At 62.0% G+C, this 19,536-nt stretch carries 16 protein-coding genes, 1 tRNA gene and 1 pseudogene; 11 read left to right on the top strand and 7 right to left on the bottom strand.

Annotated elements, in window-relative coordinates:
• Positions 1-35: 35 nt before the first annotated feature.
• Positions 36-482 (top strand): CBS domain-containing protein, encoded by a 447-nt coding sequence (locus J0O65_RS04430; RefSeq protein WP_010398828.1) that lies wholly within the window; start codon positions 36-38, stop codon positions 480-482.
• A 68-nt stretch (positions 483-550) separates the two neighbouring features.
• On the opposite strand, the gene J0O65_RS04425 is transcribed toward J0O65_RS04430, so the two are convergent.
• Positions 551-2,812 (bottom strand): putative bifunctional diguanylate cyclase/phosphodiesterase, encoded by a 2,262-nt coding sequence (locus J0O65_RS04425; RefSeq protein WP_215404488.1) that lies wholly within the window; start codon positions 2,810-2,812, stop codon positions 551-553.
• A 423-nt stretch (positions 2,813-3,235) separates the two neighbouring features.
• Here J0O65_RS04425 and aroC point away from each other — a divergent pair, with 423 nt between their 5' ends.
• Entirely contained in the window at positions 3,236-4,330 is a 1,095-nt protein-coding gene (gene aroC / locus J0O65_RS04420) for a chorismate synthase (RefSeq protein ID WP_215404486.1), read from the top strand.
• 220 nt (positions 4,331-4,550) lie between these two features.
• On the opposite strand, the gene J0O65_RS04415 is transcribed toward aroC, so the two are convergent.
• Together J0O65_RS04415 and J0O65_RS04410 are read right to left on the bottom strand one after the other, a co-directional pair.
• Positions 4,551-6,047 carry an HDOD domain-containing protein gene (locus J0O65_RS04415; protein ID WP_215404484.1) on the bottom strand — a complete coding sequence of 499 codons (1,497 nt, stop codon included), beginning with the start codon at positions 6,045-6,047 and terminating at the stop codon, positions 4,551-4,553.
• Positions 6,044-7,783 carry a putative bifunctional diguanylate cyclase/phosphodiesterase gene (locus J0O65_RS04410; RefSeq protein WP_215404481.1) on the bottom strand — a complete coding sequence of 580 codons (1,740 nt, stop codon included), beginning with the start codon at positions 7,781-7,783 and terminating at the stop codon, positions 6,044-6,046. The genes J0O65_RS04415 and J0O65_RS04410 overlap by 4 nt, the downstream gene beginning before the upstream one ends.
• A 395-nt stretch (positions 7,784-8,178) precedes the next feature.
• On the opposite strand from J0O65_RS04410, the gene J0O65_RS04405 reads away from it, so the two are divergent.
• From J0O65_RS04405 to J0O65_RS04390, 4 genes are all read left to right on the top strand, one after another.
• Complete coding sequence (locus J0O65_RS04405) at positions 8,179-9,861, top strand: isovaleryl-CoA dehydrogenase (protein ID WP_215404479.1); 1,683 nt, start codon at positions 8,179-8,181, stop codon at positions 9,859-9,861.
• 152 nt (positions 9,862-10,013) lie between these two features.
• Positions 10,014-10,664: a uracil phosphoribosyltransferase gene (gene upp / locus J0O65_RS04400; protein ID WP_215404478.1), complete on the top strand. Its 651-nt coding sequence runs from the start codon at positions 10,014-10,016 to the stop codon at positions 10,662-10,664.
• A gap of 21 nt (positions 10,665-10,685) precedes the next feature.
• Positions 10,686-11,048, top strand: a complete 363-nt coding sequence (locus J0O65_RS04395; protein WP_215404477.1) for an Hpt domain-containing protein — start codon at positions 10,686-10,688, stop codon at positions 11,046-11,048.
• A gap of 298 nt (positions 11,049-11,346) precedes the next feature.
• Positions 11,347-11,550: a cold-shock protein gene (locus tag J0O65_RS04390; protein ID WP_010398811.1), complete on the top strand. Its 204-nt coding sequence runs from the start codon at positions 11,347-11,349 to the stop codon at positions 11,548-11,550.
• A 300-nt stretch (positions 11,551-11,850) separates the two neighbouring features.
• Here J0O65_RS04390 and J0O65_RS04385 read toward each other — a convergent pair whose 3' ends face one another.
• On the bottom strand, positions 11,851-12,762 hold the full coding sequence (locus tag J0O65_RS04385) for a LysR family transcriptional regulator (protein ID WP_035819455.1): 912 nt from the start codon (positions 12,760-12,762) through the stop codon (positions 11,851-11,853).
• Positions 12,763-12,978: 216 nt separating this feature from the next.
• On the opposite strand from J0O65_RS04385, the gene aceB reads away from it, so the two are divergent.
• A complete protein-coding gene (gene aceB, locus J0O65_RS04380) occupies positions 12,979-14,577 on the top strand; it encodes a malate synthase A (protein WP_215404476.1) in 1,599 nt (532 codons plus the stop codon).
• A gap of 83 nt (positions 14,578-14,660) precedes the next feature.
• Here the strand turns inward: aceB and gloB are convergent, their stop codons facing one another.
• Entirely contained in the window at positions 14,661-15,470 is an 810-nt protein-coding gene (gloB, locus tag J0O65_RS04375) for a hydroxyacylglutathione hydrolase (protein ID WP_215404475.1), read from the bottom strand.
• 19 nt (positions 15,471-15,489) lie between these two features.
• Between gloB and J0O65_RS04370 the strand changes: the two genes are divergently transcribed.
• From J0O65_RS04370 to J0O65_RS04355, 4 genes are all read left to right on the top strand, one after another.
• The gene (locus J0O65_RS04370; RefSeq protein ID WP_215404474.1) at positions 15,490-16,266 is read left to right on the top strand and encodes a class I SAM-dependent methyltransferase; all 777 of its coding nucleotides are present in this window, start codon (positions 15,490-15,492) and stop codon (positions 16,264-16,266) included.
• Positions 16,259-16,696 carry a ribonuclease HI gene (gene rnhA / locus J0O65_RS04365; RefSeq protein ID WP_215404471.1) on the top strand — a complete coding sequence of 146 codons (438 nt, stop codon included), beginning with the start codon at positions 16,259-16,261 and terminating at the stop codon, positions 16,694-16,696. Before J0O65_RS04370 ends, rnhA begins: the two co-directional genes overlap by 8 nt.
• Before the next feature lie 215 nt (positions 16,697-16,911).
• A complete protein-coding gene (dnaQ, locus tag J0O65_RS04360; RefSeq protein ID WP_152252055.1) occupies positions 16,912-17,628 on the top strand; it encodes a DNA polymerase III subunit epsilon in 717 nt (238 codons plus the stop codon).
• Between the two features lie 82 nt (positions 17,629-17,710).
• A tRNA-Val gene (locus tag J0O65_RS04355) sits at positions 17,711-17,785 on the top strand.
• A gap of 529 nt (positions 17,786-18,314) precedes the next feature.
• Here J0O65_RS04355 and J0O65_RS04350 read toward each other — a convergent pair.
• Both J0O65_RS04350 and J0O65_RS04345 read right to left on the bottom strand, forming a co-directional pair.
• Positions 18,315-18,629 (bottom strand): annotated as a pseudogene (locus J0O65_RS04350) (transposase); the annotation flags it as partial.
• Between the two features lie 184 nt (positions 18,630-18,813).
• Positions 18,814-19,512, bottom strand: a complete 699-nt coding sequence (locus J0O65_RS04345) for a phosphoribosyltransferase (RefSeq protein WP_215404469.1) — start codon at positions 19,510-19,512, stop codon at positions 18,814-18,816.
• Positions 19,513-19,536: the final 24 nt, after the last annotated feature.

The raw sequence follows: 19,536 nt of genomic DNA, 5'->3' as shown, positions 1-19,536 counted from the left end.
ACTAAAATACCAATCACGCGGACAGGACGGCCAATATGAAAGTATCTGAAATTCTCCAAGTCAAGGGCAATATCCTCTACACGGTCACGCCTGACCAGCCCCTGCTTGACGCGGCCAATACCATGGCTGAAAAAGACATCGGTTCGCTGGTGGTCATGGAATTTGGCGACCTGGTCGGCATGCTGACCTTCCGCGAAGTGTTGAACGCGCTGCATGAAAACGCGGGCCAGATCGGCGGCGGCACCGTGCGCAAGCACATGGATGACCACCCGATCACCGTGACCCCGGATACGGAAGTCAATGAAGTGCGCCGCATCATGCTGGAAAAGCATGCGCGCTACCTGCCCGTCATGAACGCCAAGACCTTGCTAGGCGTCATTTCCTTCTACGACGTGGCGCGCGCCGTGCTCGAAGCGCAAAGCTTTGAAAACCAGATGCTGAAAGCGTACATCCGCGACTGGCCGGCCGAAACCACCGATTAAGCTTTGCTCCCGCAGTAAAAACAACGCCGGCACCGCCGGCGTTTTGCATCGACTCGTCACTGTGGCGCCTAGGCGGCGCCCTGCAGCGCCTCATTGTTCAGCCAGCTGCCCAGCGCCGTGGCCGTCATGGGGCGGGCGAACAGAAAGCCTTGCGCCATCGGACAGCCCAGCGCCTGCAGGATTTGCGCTTGCCGCTCGTCTTCCACGCCTTCCGCGATGACGGCCAGGCCCAAGTTGCGGCCCAGCTGGATGACCATCTCGGCGATGCTGCTGCCACGCGCCGATCCCGTGATTTCCGTCACAAAAGCCCTGTCGATTTTTAATCGGTCCACTTGCAGCCGCTGCAAATACGACAGCGACGAGAAGCCCGTGCCGAAGTCGTCGATGGCGATGCTCACGCCCGTCTGCTTGATCTGCCACAACATCTTGATCAATAAATCGGGCTCTTCCATGGCCATCGATTCCGTGATTTCCAGCTCGATGAACTCGGGCGGCGCCTGCGTCTCTTCCAGTGCCGCGCGCAGCATTTCCAAAAACAGGGGGTGGCGGAACTGCACTTGCGACACGTTGACGGACATGACGAAGTTGCGGTGGCCCTGCTCGCGCAGCAGCACCAGTTCGCGGCACGCCGTGCGCAGCACCCATTCTCCGAGGTCGATGATGATGCCCGAATACTCGGCGATGGGGATGAAGCGGTCGGGCGAGATGAACTTGCCGTCCGGCGTCTGCCAGCGCAGCAGCGCTTCGGCGCCCACGGGACGACGCGTGGTCAGGTCGATCTGCGGTTGATACACGACAAACAGCTGGCCCTGGCTGAAGGCCGTGCGCAGCGCGTGCATCATGCGCACGCGCTCGCGGATTTCGATGCCCATGCTACGCGAAAAATAGAAATGGCCGGCGCGCTGCTGGCTTTTCGCCCGTTTCAGGGCGATATCGGCATCCTTCAGCGCATCGGCGCCCGTGCCCGCGTGTTCGCCCAGGCGCACCAGGCCCAGGGTGGCGGACAATTGCACGTCCTGGCCATCGATGCTGAACGGCGCCTGGAACAGGGCCAGGATATTGCCTGGGTTGACTTGCGAAGAGTCGCCCAGTACGCAGAAAATGTCGCCGCCCAGGCGCGCCACCGTCAGTTGCGGTCCCAGCTGGGTTTGCAGGCGTCCTGCCACGGCCACCAGCAGCATGTCGCCGAACTGGTGCCCCAGCGCGTCGTTGGTCTCGGCAAAGTGGTCGAGGTCGACCAGCGACAGGGTGGCGTCGTCGCGCGCGGGGCCGGCCAGGGTGGCGTCGAGGATTTCCACCAGGCGCGTGCGGTTGGGCAGCTTCGACAATTGGTCGTAGAAGGCGGCATTGTGCAGGTGCGACACGAGCTCGACGTTGTCCAGGCCCACGGCGACATTGCTGCAGAATACTTCCAGCAGGCTTTCATCGATGGCGGACAGAGGGCGCGGCAGCACCAGGTAGGCGGCCGCATCGCGGCTGGCCTTGCCCGCGAAATACAGCGTGGCGTAGTCGTGCGCGTACACATTGCGCCGCTGCGTCAGGGTGTGCTCGATGGCGGCCATCACGCGCGGGTTTTGCAGGCCGCACAGGGCGCTGTGCGGCAAGCTGGAAAAGCTGCCCGTGCAGGCCGAGACGAGCAGCTCCTTGCTGCCATTGTCCTGCAAATCCTGCACGCACAGCACGCCGTCGGCGCGGATGCCCAGCAGGTCGGCGATCTGCGCCAGCACGCCGGCCGAGAAGTTCTGCACGCCGTGCAGCGCCATCAGCTGCGTGCTGGCGTGGACGATACGGTCCAGGCCGCGCCGGCTGCTGCTGATTGAACGGATCTGCTCGTACGAACGGATGGCCGCCGTCACCGTCGTAAACAGCTTGATGCGCGTCAGTTCGGACTTGGTCTTGTAGTCGTTGATGTCGAAATCGCGGATGGCGTCGATTTCCGGCGCGTAGCCGGGCTGGCCCGTGCGCAGGATGATGCGCACGTCCGTCATCTTGAGGGTTTCGCGGATGTAGCGCACCAGGTGCAGGCCCGCGTCATCCTGTTCCATCACCACGTCGAGCAGGATGACGGCGATGTCGTCTTCATGCTTGAGCAGCTCGCGCGCCTGGCCGGCCGAGTACGCATGCACGAATTCCAGCGGGCGGTGCTGCATTTCCAGGTTGCCCAGGGCGAAAGTGGTGGTGGAGTGGACGTCTTCATCGTCGTCGATGATCATCACCCGCCAGACGCTGCGCGGCGCGACGGCCAGCGGCGCCGCTGGTTGCTCATCGAGGAATACCAGGTCGTCGTGATCGTCCTTGTTGGCGTCAAGGGGGATGATCGGTGCGGGCATGTATAGCTTCTCCAGGATGACTCGATATTTTTACGAGCGCGTCACAAAAAGCCCATGGCGTTGTTGCGTTGCCTCGCCGTACTCGCGTACTGTCTTCGGCAACGACGCCTAGCCCTGGGCATCTTGTGACGTGCTCTCGGCGCAGCCCATATCCGGTTCGGCCACCAGTATTGTGTAGCGCGCTTTAATCCAAGTATATAGCTATTTAACAAGCAAAATGTTTTTTTAAATCTATTCCGTCGAGCAATATTTCTTGTATTGCATGATTGCAACTCATATTTGGTGTTTTTTATATGAAAAAAAACGCGGGATTTAAAAATGGCGAGATGGGTGGGGCAATATCGGGCCCAGGCGCGGCATTAGCGGCATGGCATGCCCCGCAGGCTGGTAGAATTAGGTTTTCCAGTCCTCACACTTCCTACTATGTCCGGCAATTCTTTTGGCAAGCTGTTTACTGTTACCACTTTCGGCGAATCGCATGGTCCGGCCATCGGCTGCGTGATCGATGGCTGTCCGCCGGGATTGATCCTGTCGGAAGCCGATATCCAGCCCGAGCTGGACCGCCGCAAGCCGGGCACCTCGCGCCACGTGACGCAGCGCCAAGAATCCGATACGGTCGAGATTCTCTCCGGCGTGTACCAGGGCGTGACGACGGGGACACCGATTGCCCTGCTGATCCGCAACGAAGACCAGCGCAGCAAGGATTACGGCAACATCGCGGAAAGCTTCCGCCCCGGCCACGCCGACTATACCTACTGGCATAAGTACGGCGTGCGCGATCCGCGCGGCGGCGGACGTTCGTCGGCGCGCCTGACGGCGCCCGTCGTGGGCGCGGCGGCGATCGCCAAGAAATGGCTGCTGCAGCAGTACGGCACCACGTTCAAGGGTTGCATGAGTCAGCTGGGCGACATCGCCGTGCCGTTCCAGTCGTGGGAACACGTGCATGCGAACCCCTTCTTTGCCGCCAGCGGCGACGCGGACCTGATCGCGCGCATGGAAGAGGCGATGGACCAGCTGCGCCGCGACGGCGACTCGATCGGCGCGCGCATCGACGTGATCGCGCAAAACGTGCCGGTCGGCCTGGGCCAGCCCATCTATGACAAGCTCGACGCCGACATCGCCTACGCCATGATGGGCATCAATGCCGTGAAGGGCGTGGAAATCGGCGCCGGTTTCGATTCGGTGGCGCAAAAGGGTTCCGAGCATGGCGACGAGCTGACACCGGAAGGCTTTATCGGTAATAACGCCGGCGGCGTACTGGGCGGCATCTCGACGGGGCAGGATATCAGCGTGTCGATCGCCATCAAGCCGACCTCGTCTATCCGCACGCCGCGCCGTTCGATCGATAAAGAGGGCAATCCCGTGATGGTGGAAACCTTCGGTCGCCACGACCCGTGCGTGGGCATCCGCGCCACGCCGATCGCCGAAGCCATGCTGGCGCTGGTGCTGATCGACCACGCCCTGATGCACCGCGCGCAATGCGGCGATGTCAGCGTGAATACGCCGAAGTTGAAGTAAGCTGAATGTTGTCGGATGACGGGCCTGCGGCCCTGATCCGACCTGCGACCTGGATGGTCGTTTTCTCGTTTAACAACGACACTTGCGACACCTGACAAAACCGTAGCGAGCGGAAGGGAGAGGTGGCTAAGAAGCGCAACCGTACTAAGTACGGGGGCGCCGAGCCGGTGAGCATCGCAGGCCGCCTATGCCGACGCGCAGTAGGTTTGGTCAGGTGTCCTCATGCCACCTTATTCGCCACCAATTCCAATTGGTGCCGCATCTCCACCGACTGCACCAATAACGCCCGGATATCGTTGATCAGGTTGAATTCCGTCTGGTTCAATTGAATCGGCGGGAAGCTGTCGTCCCAGTCGCCATACAAAAATCCCGTGGGATGGCCGTTGGCCGACAGGGGCAGCACAACGAAGCTGCGTGCTTCCGACAGCGTGGCCTTCCACCATTGCGGCAGCTTGGCGGCGAATTTCGGGTCGCGCGCGTTGTCGATGAAGATCACGCGGTCGCTATTGAGGGCGGCGTGGAAGACGTTCGGCTCATACGCGTCGCCAAACACCATCAGATCCTGCAGGTCGGCCATGCCTTCGCCCATGCTGATGCGCGCCGAATACAGATGATCCCTGTGGTTGCGCACGAACGCCACCGAGCGTGAAAAATCAAAACCCTGGTGCAGCGTTTCGAGCGCCATCGACACCATCTGGCCCGGGCTGGCGCTGCCGATGGCGCCGCGCAGGTCGGCCAGGCCGCCGATCAGCACGCGGTTGCCTTCGGCGCGCATGCGCGTCGACGCCAGCTGGCGCGCGCGCCGTTCGGCCGGTTTCGACAGGGGCGCGATCGACAGGTCGGCCGCCGCCATGGCTTTCGCCTTGTCCACCGCCGCCACCAGGTCGGTCGCGGTGATGCCCAGGGTGCCCGCGTAGTCGTCGATCAGTGCATGCACCTGCGCCGCGCCGGCCGCGTCGTCATGCCACAGCGAGTCGGCGCAGCGCGCCGCCATGGTCGACAGTCCCGCCATCCAGTCGGCGCCGCTGACGGGCGAGTCGTCCGGCGACGGCTCCATCGGGCGCATGCCGTTGATCAGGTGCTGCGGCAAGCCCCAGTGGGCGGCCGTGGCATAGCCCACCTCCGGCAGCGACAGGCCGAGGATTTCGCGCGCGGCGGCCGCCTCGTTGCCGGGTCCTCCGTGCGCCTGCATGCGCGCCCAGAAATCGGTCATATAGAACGTCACCATCATGCGGCCCAGCGTATGCAGCATCGAGCAGACGACGGCCTGCTCCGCCTGCAGGCTGCCGGCGCTGGTGGCCACCTGCTGCGCCACCATCCCGGCCAGCACGGCCTTTTCCATTTCTACGTGAGCGCTGACGGAATCGGGCGAGGCCTGCGACAGCTCCTCGATCAGTTTCAGGCCCAGCGCCAGGTGGCCGATGGCGTCGATGCCCAGCACCAGCACGGCCTTCGACACCGTGTTGACGCGCTGGCCGAAGGCCGAATACATGCCGCTGTTGGCCAGCCTGAGCACCTTGTGCGTGAGGACAGGGTCGGACAGCACCGTTTGCGTGATGTCGAATTCGTGGTCATCCTCGCCGCGCATGGCGCCCAGGATGGCGCTGATGGCTTTGGCGAAGCCGGGCATGTCGCCCTGCTGGCGCGTGCGCGCCCACAGCAGGTCCAGGGTGTTTTTGCCGAGCTGTGTCGGCGCCGTGAAATGACCTGGATTCATTGCACCCCTCCGCGCGGTTCATTGGCAGACGGCACAGGCACCAGCGCCGCATAGGTTTTGTCGCTCAAGGCCGAAAGCGCGGCGTGGGCCGGCATCGGCTTGCCCGTCAGGTAGCCTTGCACATACTGGCAGCCGCGCGACTCGATGAAGTGCATCTGCTCCTCGGTTTCCACGCCCTCGGCCACCACCGACAGGTTCAAATGCTTGGCCAGGTCGAGAATGGTGTTGCAGATGGCCGCATCCTTGCTCGATTCGGGCAAGTCCTTGATGAAGGTGCGGTCGATCTTCAGCACGGAAATCGGAAAGCGCTTCAGATACGCGAGCGAGGAATAGCCGGTGCCGAAATCGTCGATGGCGATGCGCGCGCGGCGCTCCGTCATCTTGACGAGAATGGTTTCCGCATGCACGGGATCGATCATCAGGGTGCCTTCCGTGATTTCCAGCACCAGGTGTTCGCCGGAGAGTCCCGAGAACGCGATGGCGTCATCGAGCACGTCGAGGAATTTGTCGTTGCGGAACTGGCGCGGGCTGATGTTGACGGAGATGTACAGCGGCCGCCGGGCCACTTCCTGGAACTGCTTGAGCTGCACGCAGGCCGCCTTCAGCGCCCAGGCGCCCAGCAGGTTGATCAGGCCATTGGCTTCGGCAATCGGGATGAAGCGCACGGGCGGCACCAGGCCCAGGGTCGGGTGCTTCCAGCGCATCAGGGTTTCGAAACCCTGGATCTGCCGCGTGTGCGCATCGACGATGGGCTGGTAAAAGAGCAGGAATTCGCCTTCGCGCACGGCGTGGAACATGGCCGCTTCCAGCGAAATATCGTGTTCCGACGGGCCGTTCAGGCGCGGGCTGTAGACCAGGCAGCGGGCCTTGCCCGTTTCCTTGGCGCGCGACATGGCCGCATCGGCCAGCGCCACCAGGCGCACCTCATCTTCCGCGTGCAGCGGATAGATCGCCACGCCGACGGACGCCCCCACGTAGATCGTGTGGCCGTCGACTTCGAACGGCGCCTGCAGGGTGGCCAGCAGGCGGCCTGTCACCAGCTTGATCTGCGCGTCGGTGGCGCTGCCGGGCAGCACGGCGACGAATTCATCGCCGCCCACGCGCGCCAGGGTGTCGCTGTCGCGCAGGGTCTTGCGCAGGCGCGCCGCGGCCAGGCGCAGCACGGCGTCGCCGACCGGGTGGCCCAGGCCATCGTTGACCTTTTTAAAACCATCGAGGCCGATGGTGGCGACGGAAAAGCCCTGGCCCGAACGGGCCGCCTGGGCGATCACCATGCGGATGCGGTCCGACAGCAGCAAGCGGTTCGGCAGGCCCGTGAGCGCATCGTGCGTGGCCATGTGGCGCAGCCGTTCTTCCGTGTTGTGCTGGGCCGACGTGTCGCGTCCGACCACCAGCAATTCGGCGATGCCGGACGCGTTCATATAAGAGGACAGGCGCAGTTCGAACCAGATTTCCTGGTCCGGCGTTTGCAGGCGCACTTCCAGGCGACCCGGTTCTTCCAGCGCGTCTTCCAGCGCCGCTTGCAGGGCCGCGCGCGACGCCTCGGTGGCCAGCGGCAGCAGCAAATGGCCGGACAGGCCCGAGGGGGCGCCAAACAGGGTGGCCGCGCGCTTGCTGGCGAACAGGATCAGGCCGTCCGTATCGAGCCGGAACACGACGTCGCCTGCCTCTTCCATGAGGTTGTCCAACTCGTGGCGGGCCTCGCGGTGGGCGGCGGATGGGGTACTGGAAAACATCGTGCTGGCTTTTACCTTTTTGTTATCAGTGCCGGCGCTCGCTGCAGGGCAGGGCGCCAACGGAAAGAGTGCATCGTGCGTGACGCGCGCCATAGGGGCCGGAAGGGCGGCAACAGGAACGCGATCCACACGAAATGTATCATTGAAAAGCACCCGATTACATGAAATAGAGCAACATTGCTTCAGGTTTTGTAAATATTCCTGCCTTGTATGAAAAAAATCATACGCGCGACACACGTGGGTATTTTCATTCCGCATGGAAACATTTATCTGCGCTTGCTTCCACTGGCGCGCTTGCCCCGCCATGCGCTTTGCGCTAGTCTGGCTGGCAGACGGTGTTGACGGTGCGCCAGCGACGGCAAGGGCGCCATGATAACAAATCGGAGGTGACGCCCTTGAATGCCTTTGACACGCATGAAGTTTTCAACCAGGCCGCGCCGTTTGAAAACGTCAATCTGTTCGCCTGCGACCCGGCGCTGACCGAGGCGCTGCAGCGCGAGGGCGGCGGCGCGGCGCTGCGGGAGCTTGACGCGCTGGGCGAAAAGCTGGGGCGCGCCGAGACGTATGCGCTGGCGCGCCTGGCCAATATCCACACGCCCGAGCTGCAGCAGTTCGACCGGGCCGGGCGCCGCATCGACGAGGTGCTGTTCCATCCCGCCTGGCATGAGCTGATGGCCATCCTCGTCGGCGCGGGCGCGCACGCGTCGCCCTGGGCGTCGCCCGGTCCCGGCGCCCAGGTGGCGCGCGCGGCGGCCTATCTATTGGTGGGGCAGGTGGAAAACGGCACGCAGTGTCCCGTGACGATGACGTATGCCTCGGTGCCGGCCCTGCGCCAGGCGCTGGACCTGCCGCAGATCGCGCAGCGCTGGCTGCCGACTATCCTCTCGCGCCAGTACGATCCCCGCTCCCTGCCCGTGGAGCAGAAGCGCGGCGCCCTGGTCGGCATGGGCATGACGGAAAAGCAGGGCGGTTCCGACGTGCGCAGCAACACCACGCGCGCCGTGCCCGTGCCGGCGGACGAGGCGCAAGCCCTGTTCGGCGCCGAGGCGGGCGGCGCCTGGCGCATCGTCGGCCACAAATGGTTTTTTTCGGCGCCCCAGTGCGACGCGCACCTGATCCTGGCGCAGGCGGACGAGGGGGGATTGTCGTGCTTCTTCCTGCCCCGCTACCTGCCCGACGGCAGCCGCAACGCCATCCGCGTGCAGCGCCTGAAGGATAAGCTGGGCAACCGCTCGAACGCTTCGTCGGAAGTGGAATTTACGAATGCCTACGGCTGGCTGGTGGGGCAGGCGGGGCGGGGCATTCCGACCATCCTGGAAATGGCCAGCCATACGCGCCTCGATTGCGTGCTGGGCAGCACCGGCATCATGCGCGCCGCCTTGACGCAGGCGCTGCACCATGCGCGCCAGCGGGCCGTGTTCGGCAAGCCGCTGGCCGAGCAGCCCCTGATGCAGAACGTGCTGGCCGACCTGGCGCTCGAATCGGAAGCCGCCACGGCCTTCGCGCTGCGCCTGGCCCGCTGTTTCGATGAAAAGGACGAGGCAGGGCAAGCGCTGCTGGCGCGCGTGCTCACGCCGGCCGGCAAGTACTGGATCTGCAAGCGCGGGCCGGGCTTCGGCGCGGAAGCCATGGAGGTGCTGGGCGGCACCGGCTATGTGGAAGACGCGCCGCTGGCGCGCCTGTACCGCGAACTGCCCGTCAATTCGATATGGGAAGGCTCGGGCAACGTCATGTGCCTCGACGTCTTGCGCGCCTTCGGCAAGTCGCCGGCCGCGCGTGACGCCCTGGCGGCCGAGCTGGCGCTGGCCGGTGATGACGATGCCATTTTTGCCAGCTATCGGGCGCGCCTGCTGGCCGACCTGGACGGGCCGCAGACGGATGAATTTGGCGCCAGGCAACTATCCGAGCGCATCGTGCTGGCCGTGCAGGCGGCCTTGCTGCTGCGCCATGCGCCACCGTTTGTCGCGCAGCCATTCCTGCAGTCGCGGCTGGCGCAGGCGCCGGGCGGGGCGTACGGCCGCTTGCCGGCCGGCACCGATTGCGCGGCCATCCTGGCGCGCGCCTTGCGCGAGTGCTGAGTTCGCGTCAGCCTGGGCACGCAATTATTTCAAAAATTCCGGCCACAGGCGGGCTGGGGGCTGGGATAATGCTGCAATCCATTATTTTATCGATACATGGCGCCTGCGGCGATGCTTGCCGCCGCGCCAGAGAGCAGAGAAAGAACAACAAGATGAAACAAGATACACGCTTCCCGAATTTGTTCATTACCGATCACCCATTGATCCAGCACAAACTGAGCCACATGCGCGAACACGACACGTCGACGCGCACCTTCCGTGAATTGCTCAAGGAAATCACCTTGCTGATGGGCTATGAAATCACGCGCGACCTGCCGCTGACCACGCGCGAAATCAAGACCCCGCTCGTCACCATAGACGCGCCCGTCATTGCAGGCAAGAAACTGGCCATCGTGCCCATCCTGCGCGCCGGCATCGGCATGAGCGATGGCTTGCTGAACCTGGTGCCATCGGCGCGCGTGGGCCACATCGGCGTGTACCGCGACCCGGCCACGCACATGCCCGTGGAGTATCTGGTGCGCCTGCCAGACCTGAACGAGCGCACCTTCATCCTGTGCGACCCGATGGTCGCGACCGGCAATTCGGCCGTGTACGCCGTCGACGTGCTGAAAAAGCGCGGCGTGACGGACGAACAGATCATCTTCCTGGCCCTGGTTGCCGCACCGGAAGGCGTGACCGTGTTCCAGAACGCGCATCCGAACGTCAAGATGTTCTGCGCCGCGCTCGATTCGCACCTCGATGACCACGCCTATATCGTGCCGGGCCTGGGCGACGCGGGCGACCGTATCTTCGGCACCAAGTAAGCCGATCAGGCGAGTCTTGCGATGGCAACCTTGATCGACCCGGATTTTCGCGCGCGTTTGCGCGCCCTGAACGAAAAATATGCGGCCGGCATCCCGGCCCAGATGCTGGCGATCACGCAGGCAAGCGACCGCTGCGATAGCGAAGGCCCCCGTCTGGCGCCGCTGACGGAGCTGCACCGCGCACTGCACGCGGTGGCCGGTTCGGCCGCCACCTTCGGCTTTGCCGCGCTGGGCCAGGAGTGCCGCCGCATCGAACAGCTGGTACGCGCCATGCTCAATGCCCCTGCGCAAGCGGTGGCGGATTGGCCCGCCGTGCGGGCACAGGTGGCGGCGCTGCTGGACTGGGCCGCGCGCGATGCGGGCGCCACCCATTTCAGCGTATGAGCGACAGCGCTATCGAGATGTGGTTGCAATGATTCATTTGATGCAACGCAAAGCACCCGCGTCGCAGATTGGGATATAGTGTCTCCATGCCGCTGGTACAGGGCGCCGCAAGACGGGGATTTGGCTATTAAAGTGGTGTTCGCAAGTTTATTTTGCGAAAGAATGGTTTTTCTCAGTTTTGTTGGTATAATTGGGCATCGTTGGATTCGAGGTAGTAGTGCAGTTTGTCTGTCATTTCTTTCTTGCTTCAAACGATATAACGGGCGCAAGCCCAACTTAACTGAAATAGGAAATTGTAATGGCAACTGGCATCGTAAAATGGTTCAATGATTCGAAGGGTTTCGGCTTTATTACCCCTGACGAAGGCGGCGAAGATCTGTTCGCTCACTTCTCGGCTATCCAGTCGAACGGCTTCAAGTCCCTGCAAGAGAACCAACGCGTTTCTTTTGAAGTGACCGCTGGCCCTAAAGGCAAGCAAGCTTCGAACATTCAGCCAATCTAATACGCTGGATCAAACGAAATAAAGAAATCCTCGGTCTCCGGGGATTTTTTTTCGCCTGAATTTCCGTGAGGCACCGGTTTTGCGTGGGCTACGTGGCTCTTTTGGCATGCTTCGCGTCACCAACTAATGCTGATCCGGGTGCTAAGGCTGTTTCCTCATACGTCACGACGCCGGACAAAACCGTCGCGAGCGGAAGGAAGAGGTTGCCGAGAAGCGCCCCCGTACCTGGTACGGGGGCGCCGCGCCGGTGAGCATCGCCGGCTGCAAAGCGCGCCGCGCAGTAGGTCTGATTGGGCGTCCTCAAATAGCGCGCTCACGCCAGTAGTCAGGCTGCGAATACGAATGCCTTAGAAAATCCACGAACGCCCGTATGCGCAACGGCAGGTGGCGGCGCTGGGCGAACACGGCGTAAATGTCATTGCCCGGCGCGGCGAACTGGTCCAGCACCGTCACCAGCTGGCCAGAGGCGATCTCCGCGCCCACTTCCCACATCGAGCGCCAGGCCAGGCCCTTGCCGGCCAAGGCCCAGTCGTGCAGCACTTCGCCATCGTTGCACACCATATTGCCGGCCACCTTTAAAATCACGTTCTTGCCGTTTTCGCGGAAGGTCCAGCCCCGCTGGCTGCCTTCGCTGCTGATCGCCAGGCAATTGTGTTTCGCCAGGTCGGCCGGGATGCGCGGCGTGCCGGCCCGCTTCAGATAGGCGGGAGAGCCGACCAGCACGCGCTGGTTGTCCGCCAGCTTGGTGCTCACCAGAGACGAATCGGACAGGCTGGCGATGCGGATGGCCACGTCGATGCCTTCGCCGATCAGGTCGACGAGGCGGTCATTCAGGTTCAGCGACACCGTCACGTCGCGGTGCTCGGCCACGAACGAGGGGATCAGGGGCGCCACGTGCTGGCGGCCGAAGCCGGCCGGCGCGGAAATGAGCAAATGGCCGCTGGCCTTCACGCTGCGCTCGGCCACGGCCGCTTCCGCCTCTTCCAGTTCGCCCAGGATGCGCTGGCAATCTTCCAGGAAGGCGGCGCCCTCGTTCGTCAAGGCCAGCTTGCGCGTCGTGCGTTGCAGTAACTTGACGCCCAAGCGCTGCTCCAGCGCGTCGAGGCGGCGGCCGATCATGGCCGGCGCGATCCCCTCTGCGCGCGCGGCGGCCGACAGGCTGCCTTTCGCCACGACTTCCACGAACGTTGATATTTGTCTGAACTGGCCCATGTTGTGCTCCCGCAATGCCATCATTTGTGATAAAAACGCATAGATGAAGTGATTTTTAATCTCGTTTCCATGCCTTATAGTGCAATACTATAGAACAAACGCGCCGCCTGGCAGAGTGTTTTTGCGCCTCTGTCCGGCTTGCCAGCGCAGTCGTTCCGCTTATACTTGGATCACCAGATTACCTTTGCTTATATTTACTAAAAACCGGAGAACTTCATGACGCAGAACACGATCGCCCTTCCCGAAGGCATGCAAATCACGGGGGAAATCAAGCCCGGCTACGAACAGATCTTGACGCCGGCGGCGCTGGCGCTGGTGGCCAAGCTGACGCGCGCCTTCGAGCCGCGCCGCCAGGAATTGCTGGCCGTGCGCGTGGAACGTGCCAAGCGCCTCGACGCGGGCGAGCGTCCTGATTTTCTGCCAGAAACCGCACATATCCGTGACGGCGACTGGAAGATCGCGCCGATCCCGAAGGCGCTGGAATGTCGCCGCGTGGAAATCACCGGTCCCGTCGAGCGCAAGATGGTCATCAACGCCTTCAATTCCGGCGCGGACAGCTACATGACGGACTTCGAGGATTCGAACACGCCGAACTGGGACAACCAGCTGACGGGCCAGATCAATATGTTCGACGCCGTGCGCAAGACGATTTCGCTGGAGCAAAATGGCAAGTCGTATAAGCTGAACGACAAGATCGCGACACTCGTCGTGCGTCCACGCGGCTGGCACCTCGATGAAAAGCACGTGCTGGTCGACGGCAAGCGCATTTCCGGCGGTATTTTTGATTTCGCCCTGTTCATGTTCCATAACGCCAAGGAACAACTGGCACGCGGCGCCGGCCCGTATTTCTACCTGCCGAAGATGGAATCGCACCTGGAAGCGCGCCTGTGGAACGATATCTTCGTCATGACGCAAAACGAGTTGGGCTTGCCACAAGGCACGATCAAGGCGACGGTCCTGATCGAAACCATTCTGGCGGCGTTTGAAATGGATGAGATCCTGTACGAATTGAAAGAACACAGCTCGGGCCTGAACGCGGGCCGCTGGGATTACATCTTCTCGTGCATCAAGAAGTTCAAGCTGGACAAGGACTTCTGCCTGGCTGACCGCGCGAAAGTCACGATGACGGCGCCGTTCATGCGCGCCTACGCCTTGCTGCTGCTGAAAACCTGCCATAAACGCGGTGCGCCAGCCATTGGCGGCATGGCTGCCTTGATCCCGATCAAGAACGATCCGGAAAAGAACGACATCGCCATGGGCGGTGTGCGCAACGACAAGGCGCGCGACGCCACCGACGGCTACGACGGCGGCTGGGTTGCCCATCCTGGCCTGGTCGAGCTGGCCATGGGCGAGTTCACCAAAGTGCTCGGCGACAAGCCGAACCAGATCGACAAGCAGCGTCCCGACATCGACGTGAAAGCGTCGGACTTGCTGAATTTCCAGCCGGAAGCACCGATCACGGAAGCGGGCTTGCGCTACAACATCAACGTGGGCATCCATTACCTGGGCAGCTGGCTGGCCGGCAACGGTTGTGTGCCTATCCATAACCTGATGGAAGACGCGGCCACGGCCGAGATCAGCCGCTCGCAAGTGTGGCAATGGATTCGTTCCAGCAAGGGCGTGCTGGAAGACGGCCGCAAGGTGACGGCCGAGATGGTGCGCGCCATGATTCCGGAAGAGCTGGCCAAGGTGCAGCGCGATGCGCCAGGCGGCAACGGCCCGACCTATGTGCGCGCCGGCCAGATTTTCGAGGAAATGTCGACGTCGGAGTCGTTCGCCGAGTTCCTGACCTTGCCGCTGTATGAGGAAATCTGATCCTGATCAAATAGATCGATAAAAAAAAATCCCGGCGATGCCACAAAGCATCTGCCGGGATTTTTTATGGCGGAAGGGTGGACTTAAAAGCTGTTTTTCCACATCCGTAGCGCGGCGAACGCTTCCACGGGCGAGGCGTCCGCCGCCAGCTTGCCTTCCACCTTCAGGCTGGTCAGGATCGCCGGTTCGCGGTAGCGCAGGAAGGGGTTCGTGGCTTTTTCCAGAGCAATGGTCGACGGCACGGTCGACAAACCTTGCTGGCGCTTTTCCGTGTCGCTGGCGATGCGTTCCTGCAAGGCCTGATTGCCCGGCTCGACGGCGTTGGCGAAGCGCAGATTGGACAAGGTGTACTCATGCGCGCAAAATACCTCGGTATCGTCGGGCAGGGCGGCCAGCTTGCCCAGCGAGTCGGCCATCTGCCCCGGCGTGCCTTCGAACAGACGGCCGCAGCCGCCCGCAAACAAGGTGTCGCCGGAAAACAGCCACGGCGCGCCATTGCGCGCGTCGCGCTGGCGCACATAGGCGATATGCCCCTTGGTGTGGCCGGGAACGTCGATGACGGTCATCCGCAAACCCAGCTCTGGCACGTAGGCGACATCGCCTTCGGCAAGCGGTTCCGTGATGGCTGTGATAGCCTCATTGCGCGGGCCGAAGACGGGCACGGCGAAATGCTGCAACAATGCAGGCACGCCACCCGTGTGGTCGGCGTGGTGGTGCGTGAGTAAAATGGCGGACAAGGTCAACTGATGGGCTTGCAGCGCATCGAGGATGGCCGTCGCATCGCCGGGGTCGACCACGGCGGCATGGCGGCCGTCATGGATCAGCCACAGGTAATTGTCGGCAAAGGCGGGCACGGCAAGTACCGATAAAGCGTGTTCAGGGGAGTGTGTCATGAGCAAGAGAGAAAACTGAATGGACAGTGCGGCATCCGAAAAATCCATTATAGCGCTTGACGGCTGGCTGCAGACGCCGGCAGGTCTCTACGTGCGTGCCTGGGAGCAGCAATGCCTCGACAGCCTGACCGTCGATATCTTCGGTTTTAACGCCGTGCAGATCGGCTTGCCACAGCTCGACGCGCTGGCGGCCAGCCGCATGCCGAACAAATGGCTGCTCGACGCGCGCCTGCCGTCGCGCCCGCCGCAGGAAAGCCGTTTGACCCTCGTGTCGGCCTTCGACGAGCTGCCGTTCGACTCGCAAAGCCTGGACCTGGTGGTCTTGCCGCACGTACTAGAATTTGCCGCCGAGCCGCACCAGGTCTTGCGCGAAGTCGAGCGCGTGCTGATCCCGGAAGGGCGCGTGATCGTCTGCGGCTTCAATCCGGCCAGCCTGTGGGGCATGCGCCAGGGCCTGGGACGGGTCACGGGCCGTCATTATCTGCCGCAAGCGGGCGAACTGATCTCTATGCCGCGCATGAAAGACTGGTTAAAATTGCTGAACATGGGCGTCAGCCAAAGCCACTTCGGCTGCTACGCGCCTGCCTGCAAGACGGAAAAATGGCTGCGTCGCAACGCCTTCATGGACAAGGCCGGTGCGCGCTGGTGGCCATATCTGGGCGCAGTGTATATAGTGCAGGCGATCAAGCGCGTCAAAGGGATGCGTTTGATCGGTCCGGCGTGGACCAAGAAACCGGCGACGGCGCCCGCAGGCGCACCGGTCACGAATAAAAGGCGGGAACAGCAAGATGGATAAGGTTGAAATTTATGCCGATGGCGCATGCAAGGGCAATCCCGGCACGGGCGGCTGGGGCGCGCTGATGGTGGCCGATGGCGCCAAGAAAGAAATTTACGGCGGGGAACTGAATACGACGAATAATCGCATGGAATTGATGGCCGTGATCGAAGCCTTGACGGCGCTCAAACGTCCCTGCCAGGTAGTGCTGTATACCGATAGCCAGTACGTGCAAAAGGGTATCAGCGAATGGATCCACGGCTGGAAAGCGCGCGGCTGGAAGACGGCGTCCAAGGCGCCCGTCAAGAACGTCGACCTGTGGCAGGCGCTCGATACGGCCCAGGCCGTGCATGAAGTGGAATGGCGCTGGGTGCGCGGCCATAACGGCCATCCGGGCAATGAGCGCGCCGATCAGCTGGCCAACCTGGGCGTGGAAACCGTGCGCGCCTGAGAACGCCCAACCAGACCTACTGCGCGTCGCGCTTTGCGGCTGGCGATGCTCACCGGCTCGGCGCCCCCGTACCAAGTACGGTTGCGCTTCTCTGCCACAAATCACTGTCGCTCGCTACGGTTTTGTTGGGCATTCGGGCATACCGTGATGTAATCGAAGGGCACAGGTTTGCTATACTGTGCCCTTCGCTTTTTGCTTTTACGACTGAATCTGCCATGCGTCAAATTGTTCTCGATACTGAAACCACCGGCCTGAACCCGCGCACGGGCGACCGCATCCTGGAGATCGGGGCGGTCGAACTGAACAACCGCATGTTGACGGGTAATAATTTTCACCATTACATCAATCCCGAGCGCGACTCGGAAGAGGGCGCATTGGCCGTCCACGGCTTGACGACGGAATTTCTCAGCGACAAGCCGAAATTCGCGGAAATCGCGGAAGAATTCCGCGCGTTTATCGCCGGTGCCGAACTGATCATCCACAACGCCCCGTTCGATATCGGCTTCCTCAATGCGGAATTCAAGCGTCTGAACCTGCCGCCCGTCCACGAGCAGGTGCATGGCGTGATCGACACCCTCGTGCAGGCGAAGGAAATGCATCCCGGCAAGCGCAACTCGCTCGACGCCCTGTGCGACCGCTACGGCGTCTCGAACGCCCACCGCAAACTGCACGGCGCGCTGCTCGACTCCGAATTGCTGGCCGACGTCTACCTGGCCATGACGCGCGGCCAGAACAGCCTCAGCATGGAAGAAGAAGTGGAGGTGGCCGCCGACGGCGCCGCCCTGGAAATCGTGCCCCTGGCCGAAGTCATTTTTCAGAGCGCCACGGCCGACGAGCTGGCCGCCCACGAAGCCACCATCGCCGGCCTCGACAAGGCCGCAAAAGGCCAGTGCATCTGGACCGCCGTCACATCGCCGCCAGCGGCCGCCTGAGGAAAAAGCGGGGAGATGGTAAATTTCCTGTCGCCAGCCCTTGCAGATGCCGCAACACCTATGCGATAATTCGCCTCGCTTCGGGAGGTTAGCTCAGGGGTAGAGCACTGCATTCACACTGCAGGGGTCGCAAGTTCGAAACTTGCACTTCCCACCAAAATTTTCGTCTATATTCAATGACTTGAGATTTTACATCTTGTCGGAATATGAACTTGGGGCAATGGGATTTTTATTCCACCGCCTAGCCTCAACGATACGGCCGCTTCCTGCGGCCGTTTTCACGTTCAGGGAGTCCACAAGCTTAGCTTGCGGGCGGTTCCTCTCGACGGAATTGTTAAGCTAAACCAGCGCCACACCTATTTGTTGCCAGCGCCAGCCGGTGCGTTGCTGCGTCCACCGCCGGATGGCTTGCCCGTGCCACTTGGCCACCCTCCGCCATTTCCTGGCCCACGGCCACTCCCAGCTGCCCCGCCACCTTTACTGCCATTACCTTGGGAGCCACCAATACGGCCCCCGTTATTGCCGCTACCTTTGCTCATTTTTATCTCCTTTCCGGATCACTGCAAGTTGCATCACTCTCCGGTAAAGCGATGCATTGCGAAAGCTTGGCCTACGTAGGATGCCCCATGGAAGGTCGGTGCGATCCCGCTGCACTAGATTTTTGCCAGCGCGTCGATTTCCCTGAGAATCAACTGCGGCTCAAAGTTAGACAGACGGTCACGTGGACTGTCGAGGTGCAGTTCGCCGCCCGGCGCCAGCACTTTCTTGGGTCTCGTGCCACTTCGGTGATTCTTGCTCGTTGCAGCTTCGTTGGCCAAGTAATGCGTCAATTCGGCCGCCAGCATCCGCTCGGCGAGCATCTTCTTGAACTGGACGGCCAAACCAGACTCGCCAAGGATAGACTCAGCGTTCTTGTCCTGAACTTGGGCCAGCCGCTGGTCGATCAGATCAACTGGGAATGGATACGGCTCTTTCTTTTTGCGTGATTTCTTGGTGGTCATCGTGTCGGTCGTGGAACAGCCCTTTCGGTATTATTTCATGACCCCGTTCCACACAGAAATTCTACAGGCTCGATGAATGCGAATAATATGGGCGGTCAATCCAAGCGATAGTCTGCGCCAGGCTTGGTTGCGCAAACGCCGGTTCTCTCGTATTGACTGCGATGCTGGCTTGACCACGACGAGCTTACATACTTCCGTGTACCGCCTCCCTCCCAAGCTCTGCTCTTGCGCGACTGACTTGTTTCCAGCGTTTCTCAAGCAAGGTCATTACTATATCGTCGCCGACTTGCCGAAAGTCGGCATACCACTCGCCCACTGAAGTGAACGGGAACGGCGAGTGCAGACATACCACCTCGTCGGCGACGTGTATCAGTGCTTTGCGCCCTGTGCGGGGAGCGACGGGGACCGCGATGATGATTTTTGCCGGCTTCATGCGTCGGGCGGCCCGAATCGCCATGCACATGCTCGAGCCGGTCGCAATGCCATCATCGACCAGGATGACTATCTTGTCGTGAAGCGGCAGCGCGGGTCTGCCGGCGCGATATAGAAGCTCGCGCCTTGACAGCTCCGCTCTTTCCCGGTCGATCAGGGCGCGCACCGTTGCCATCTCCGTCCCGGATGACTTGATCTTGTCCAGGCGCACCAGGCACATCCCTTCTCCCGAAACGGCGCCCAAGGCATATTCAGGCTGGCTTGGCAGTCCGAGTTTGCGCACCATCAGAATGTCGAGGGGCGCGGCCAGCGCCCGCGCCACCCTATAGGCGACAGGCACGCCGCCACGCGGCAATGCCAGCACCAGCACATCCTGACGGGCAGCGTACGCCAGCAGCCGCCGAGCGAGTAAATGGCCTGCATGAAAACGATTTTTAAACAGGGGATGCATGCATCGTCTCGCTTTGCCACCTCC

It is taken from the genome of Janthinobacterium sp. JC611, from assembly GCF_018682595.1.
Lineage (GTDB): Bacteria > Pseudomonadota > Gammaproteobacteria > Burkholderiales > Burkholderiaceae_D > Janthinobacterium.
Note: the sequence above shows the minus strand (reverse complement) of the source record. Positions and strands in the feature narration are given on the sequence as shown.

Excerpts from the sequence above, each read along its gene's own strand:
- J0O65_RS04430 (WP_010398828.1), top strand. The coding sequence starts at position 36 with ATGAAAGTATCTGAAATTCTCCAAGTCAAGGGCAATATCCTCTACACG.
- J0O65_RS04425 (WP_215404488.1), bottom strand. The coding sequence starts at position 2,812 with ATGCCCGCACCGATCATCCCCCTTGACGCCAACAAGGACGATCACGAC.
- aroC (WP_215404486.1), top strand. The coding sequence starts at position 3,236 with ATGTCCGGCAATTCTTTTGGCAAGCTGTTTACTGTTACCACTTTCGGC.
- J0O65_RS04415 (WP_215404484.1), bottom strand. The coding sequence starts at position 6,047 with ATGAATCCAGGTCATTTCACGGCGCCGACACAGCTCGGCAAAAACACC.
- J0O65_RS04410 (WP_215404481.1), bottom strand. The coding sequence starts at position 7,783 with ATGTTTTCCAGTACCCCATCCGCCGCCCACCGCGAGGCCCGCCACGAG.
- upp (WP_215404478.1), top strand. The coding sequence starts at position 10,014 with ATGAAACAAGATACACGCTTCCCGAATTTGTTCATTACCGATCACCCA.
- J0O65_RS04395 (WP_215404477.1), top strand. The coding sequence starts at position 10,686 with ATGGCAACCTTGATCGACCCGGATTTTCGCGCGCGTTTGCGCGCCCTG.
- J0O65_RS04390 (WP_010398811.1), top strand. The coding sequence starts at position 11,347 with ATGGCAACTGGCATCGTAAAATGGTTCAATGATTCGAAGGGTTTCGGC.
- J0O65_RS04385 (WP_035819455.1), bottom strand. The coding sequence starts at position 12,762 with ATGGGCCAGTTCAGACAAATATCAACGTTCGTGGAAGTCGTGGCGAAA.
- aceB (WP_215404476.1), top strand. The coding sequence starts at position 12,979 with ATGACGCAGAACACGATCGCCCTTCCCGAAGGCATGCAAATCACGGGG.
- gloB (WP_215404475.1), bottom strand. The coding sequence starts at position 15,470 with ATGACACACTCCCCTGAACACGCTTTATCGGTACTTGCCGTGCCCGCC.
- J0O65_RS04370 (WP_215404474.1), top strand. The coding sequence starts at position 15,490 with ATGGACAGTGCGGCATCCGAAAAATCCATTATAGCGCTTGACGGCTGG.
- rnhA (WP_215404471.1), top strand. The coding sequence starts at position 16,259 with ATGGATAAGGTTGAAATTTATGCCGATGGCGCATGCAAGGGCAATCCC.
- dnaQ (WP_152252055.1), top strand. The coding sequence starts at position 16,912 with ATGCGTCAAATTGTTCTCGATACTGAAACCACCGGCCTGAACCCGCGC.
- J0O65_RS04345 (WP_215404469.1), bottom strand. The coding sequence starts at position 19,512 with ATGCATCCCCTGTTTAAAAATCGTTTTCATGCAGGCCATTTACTCGCT.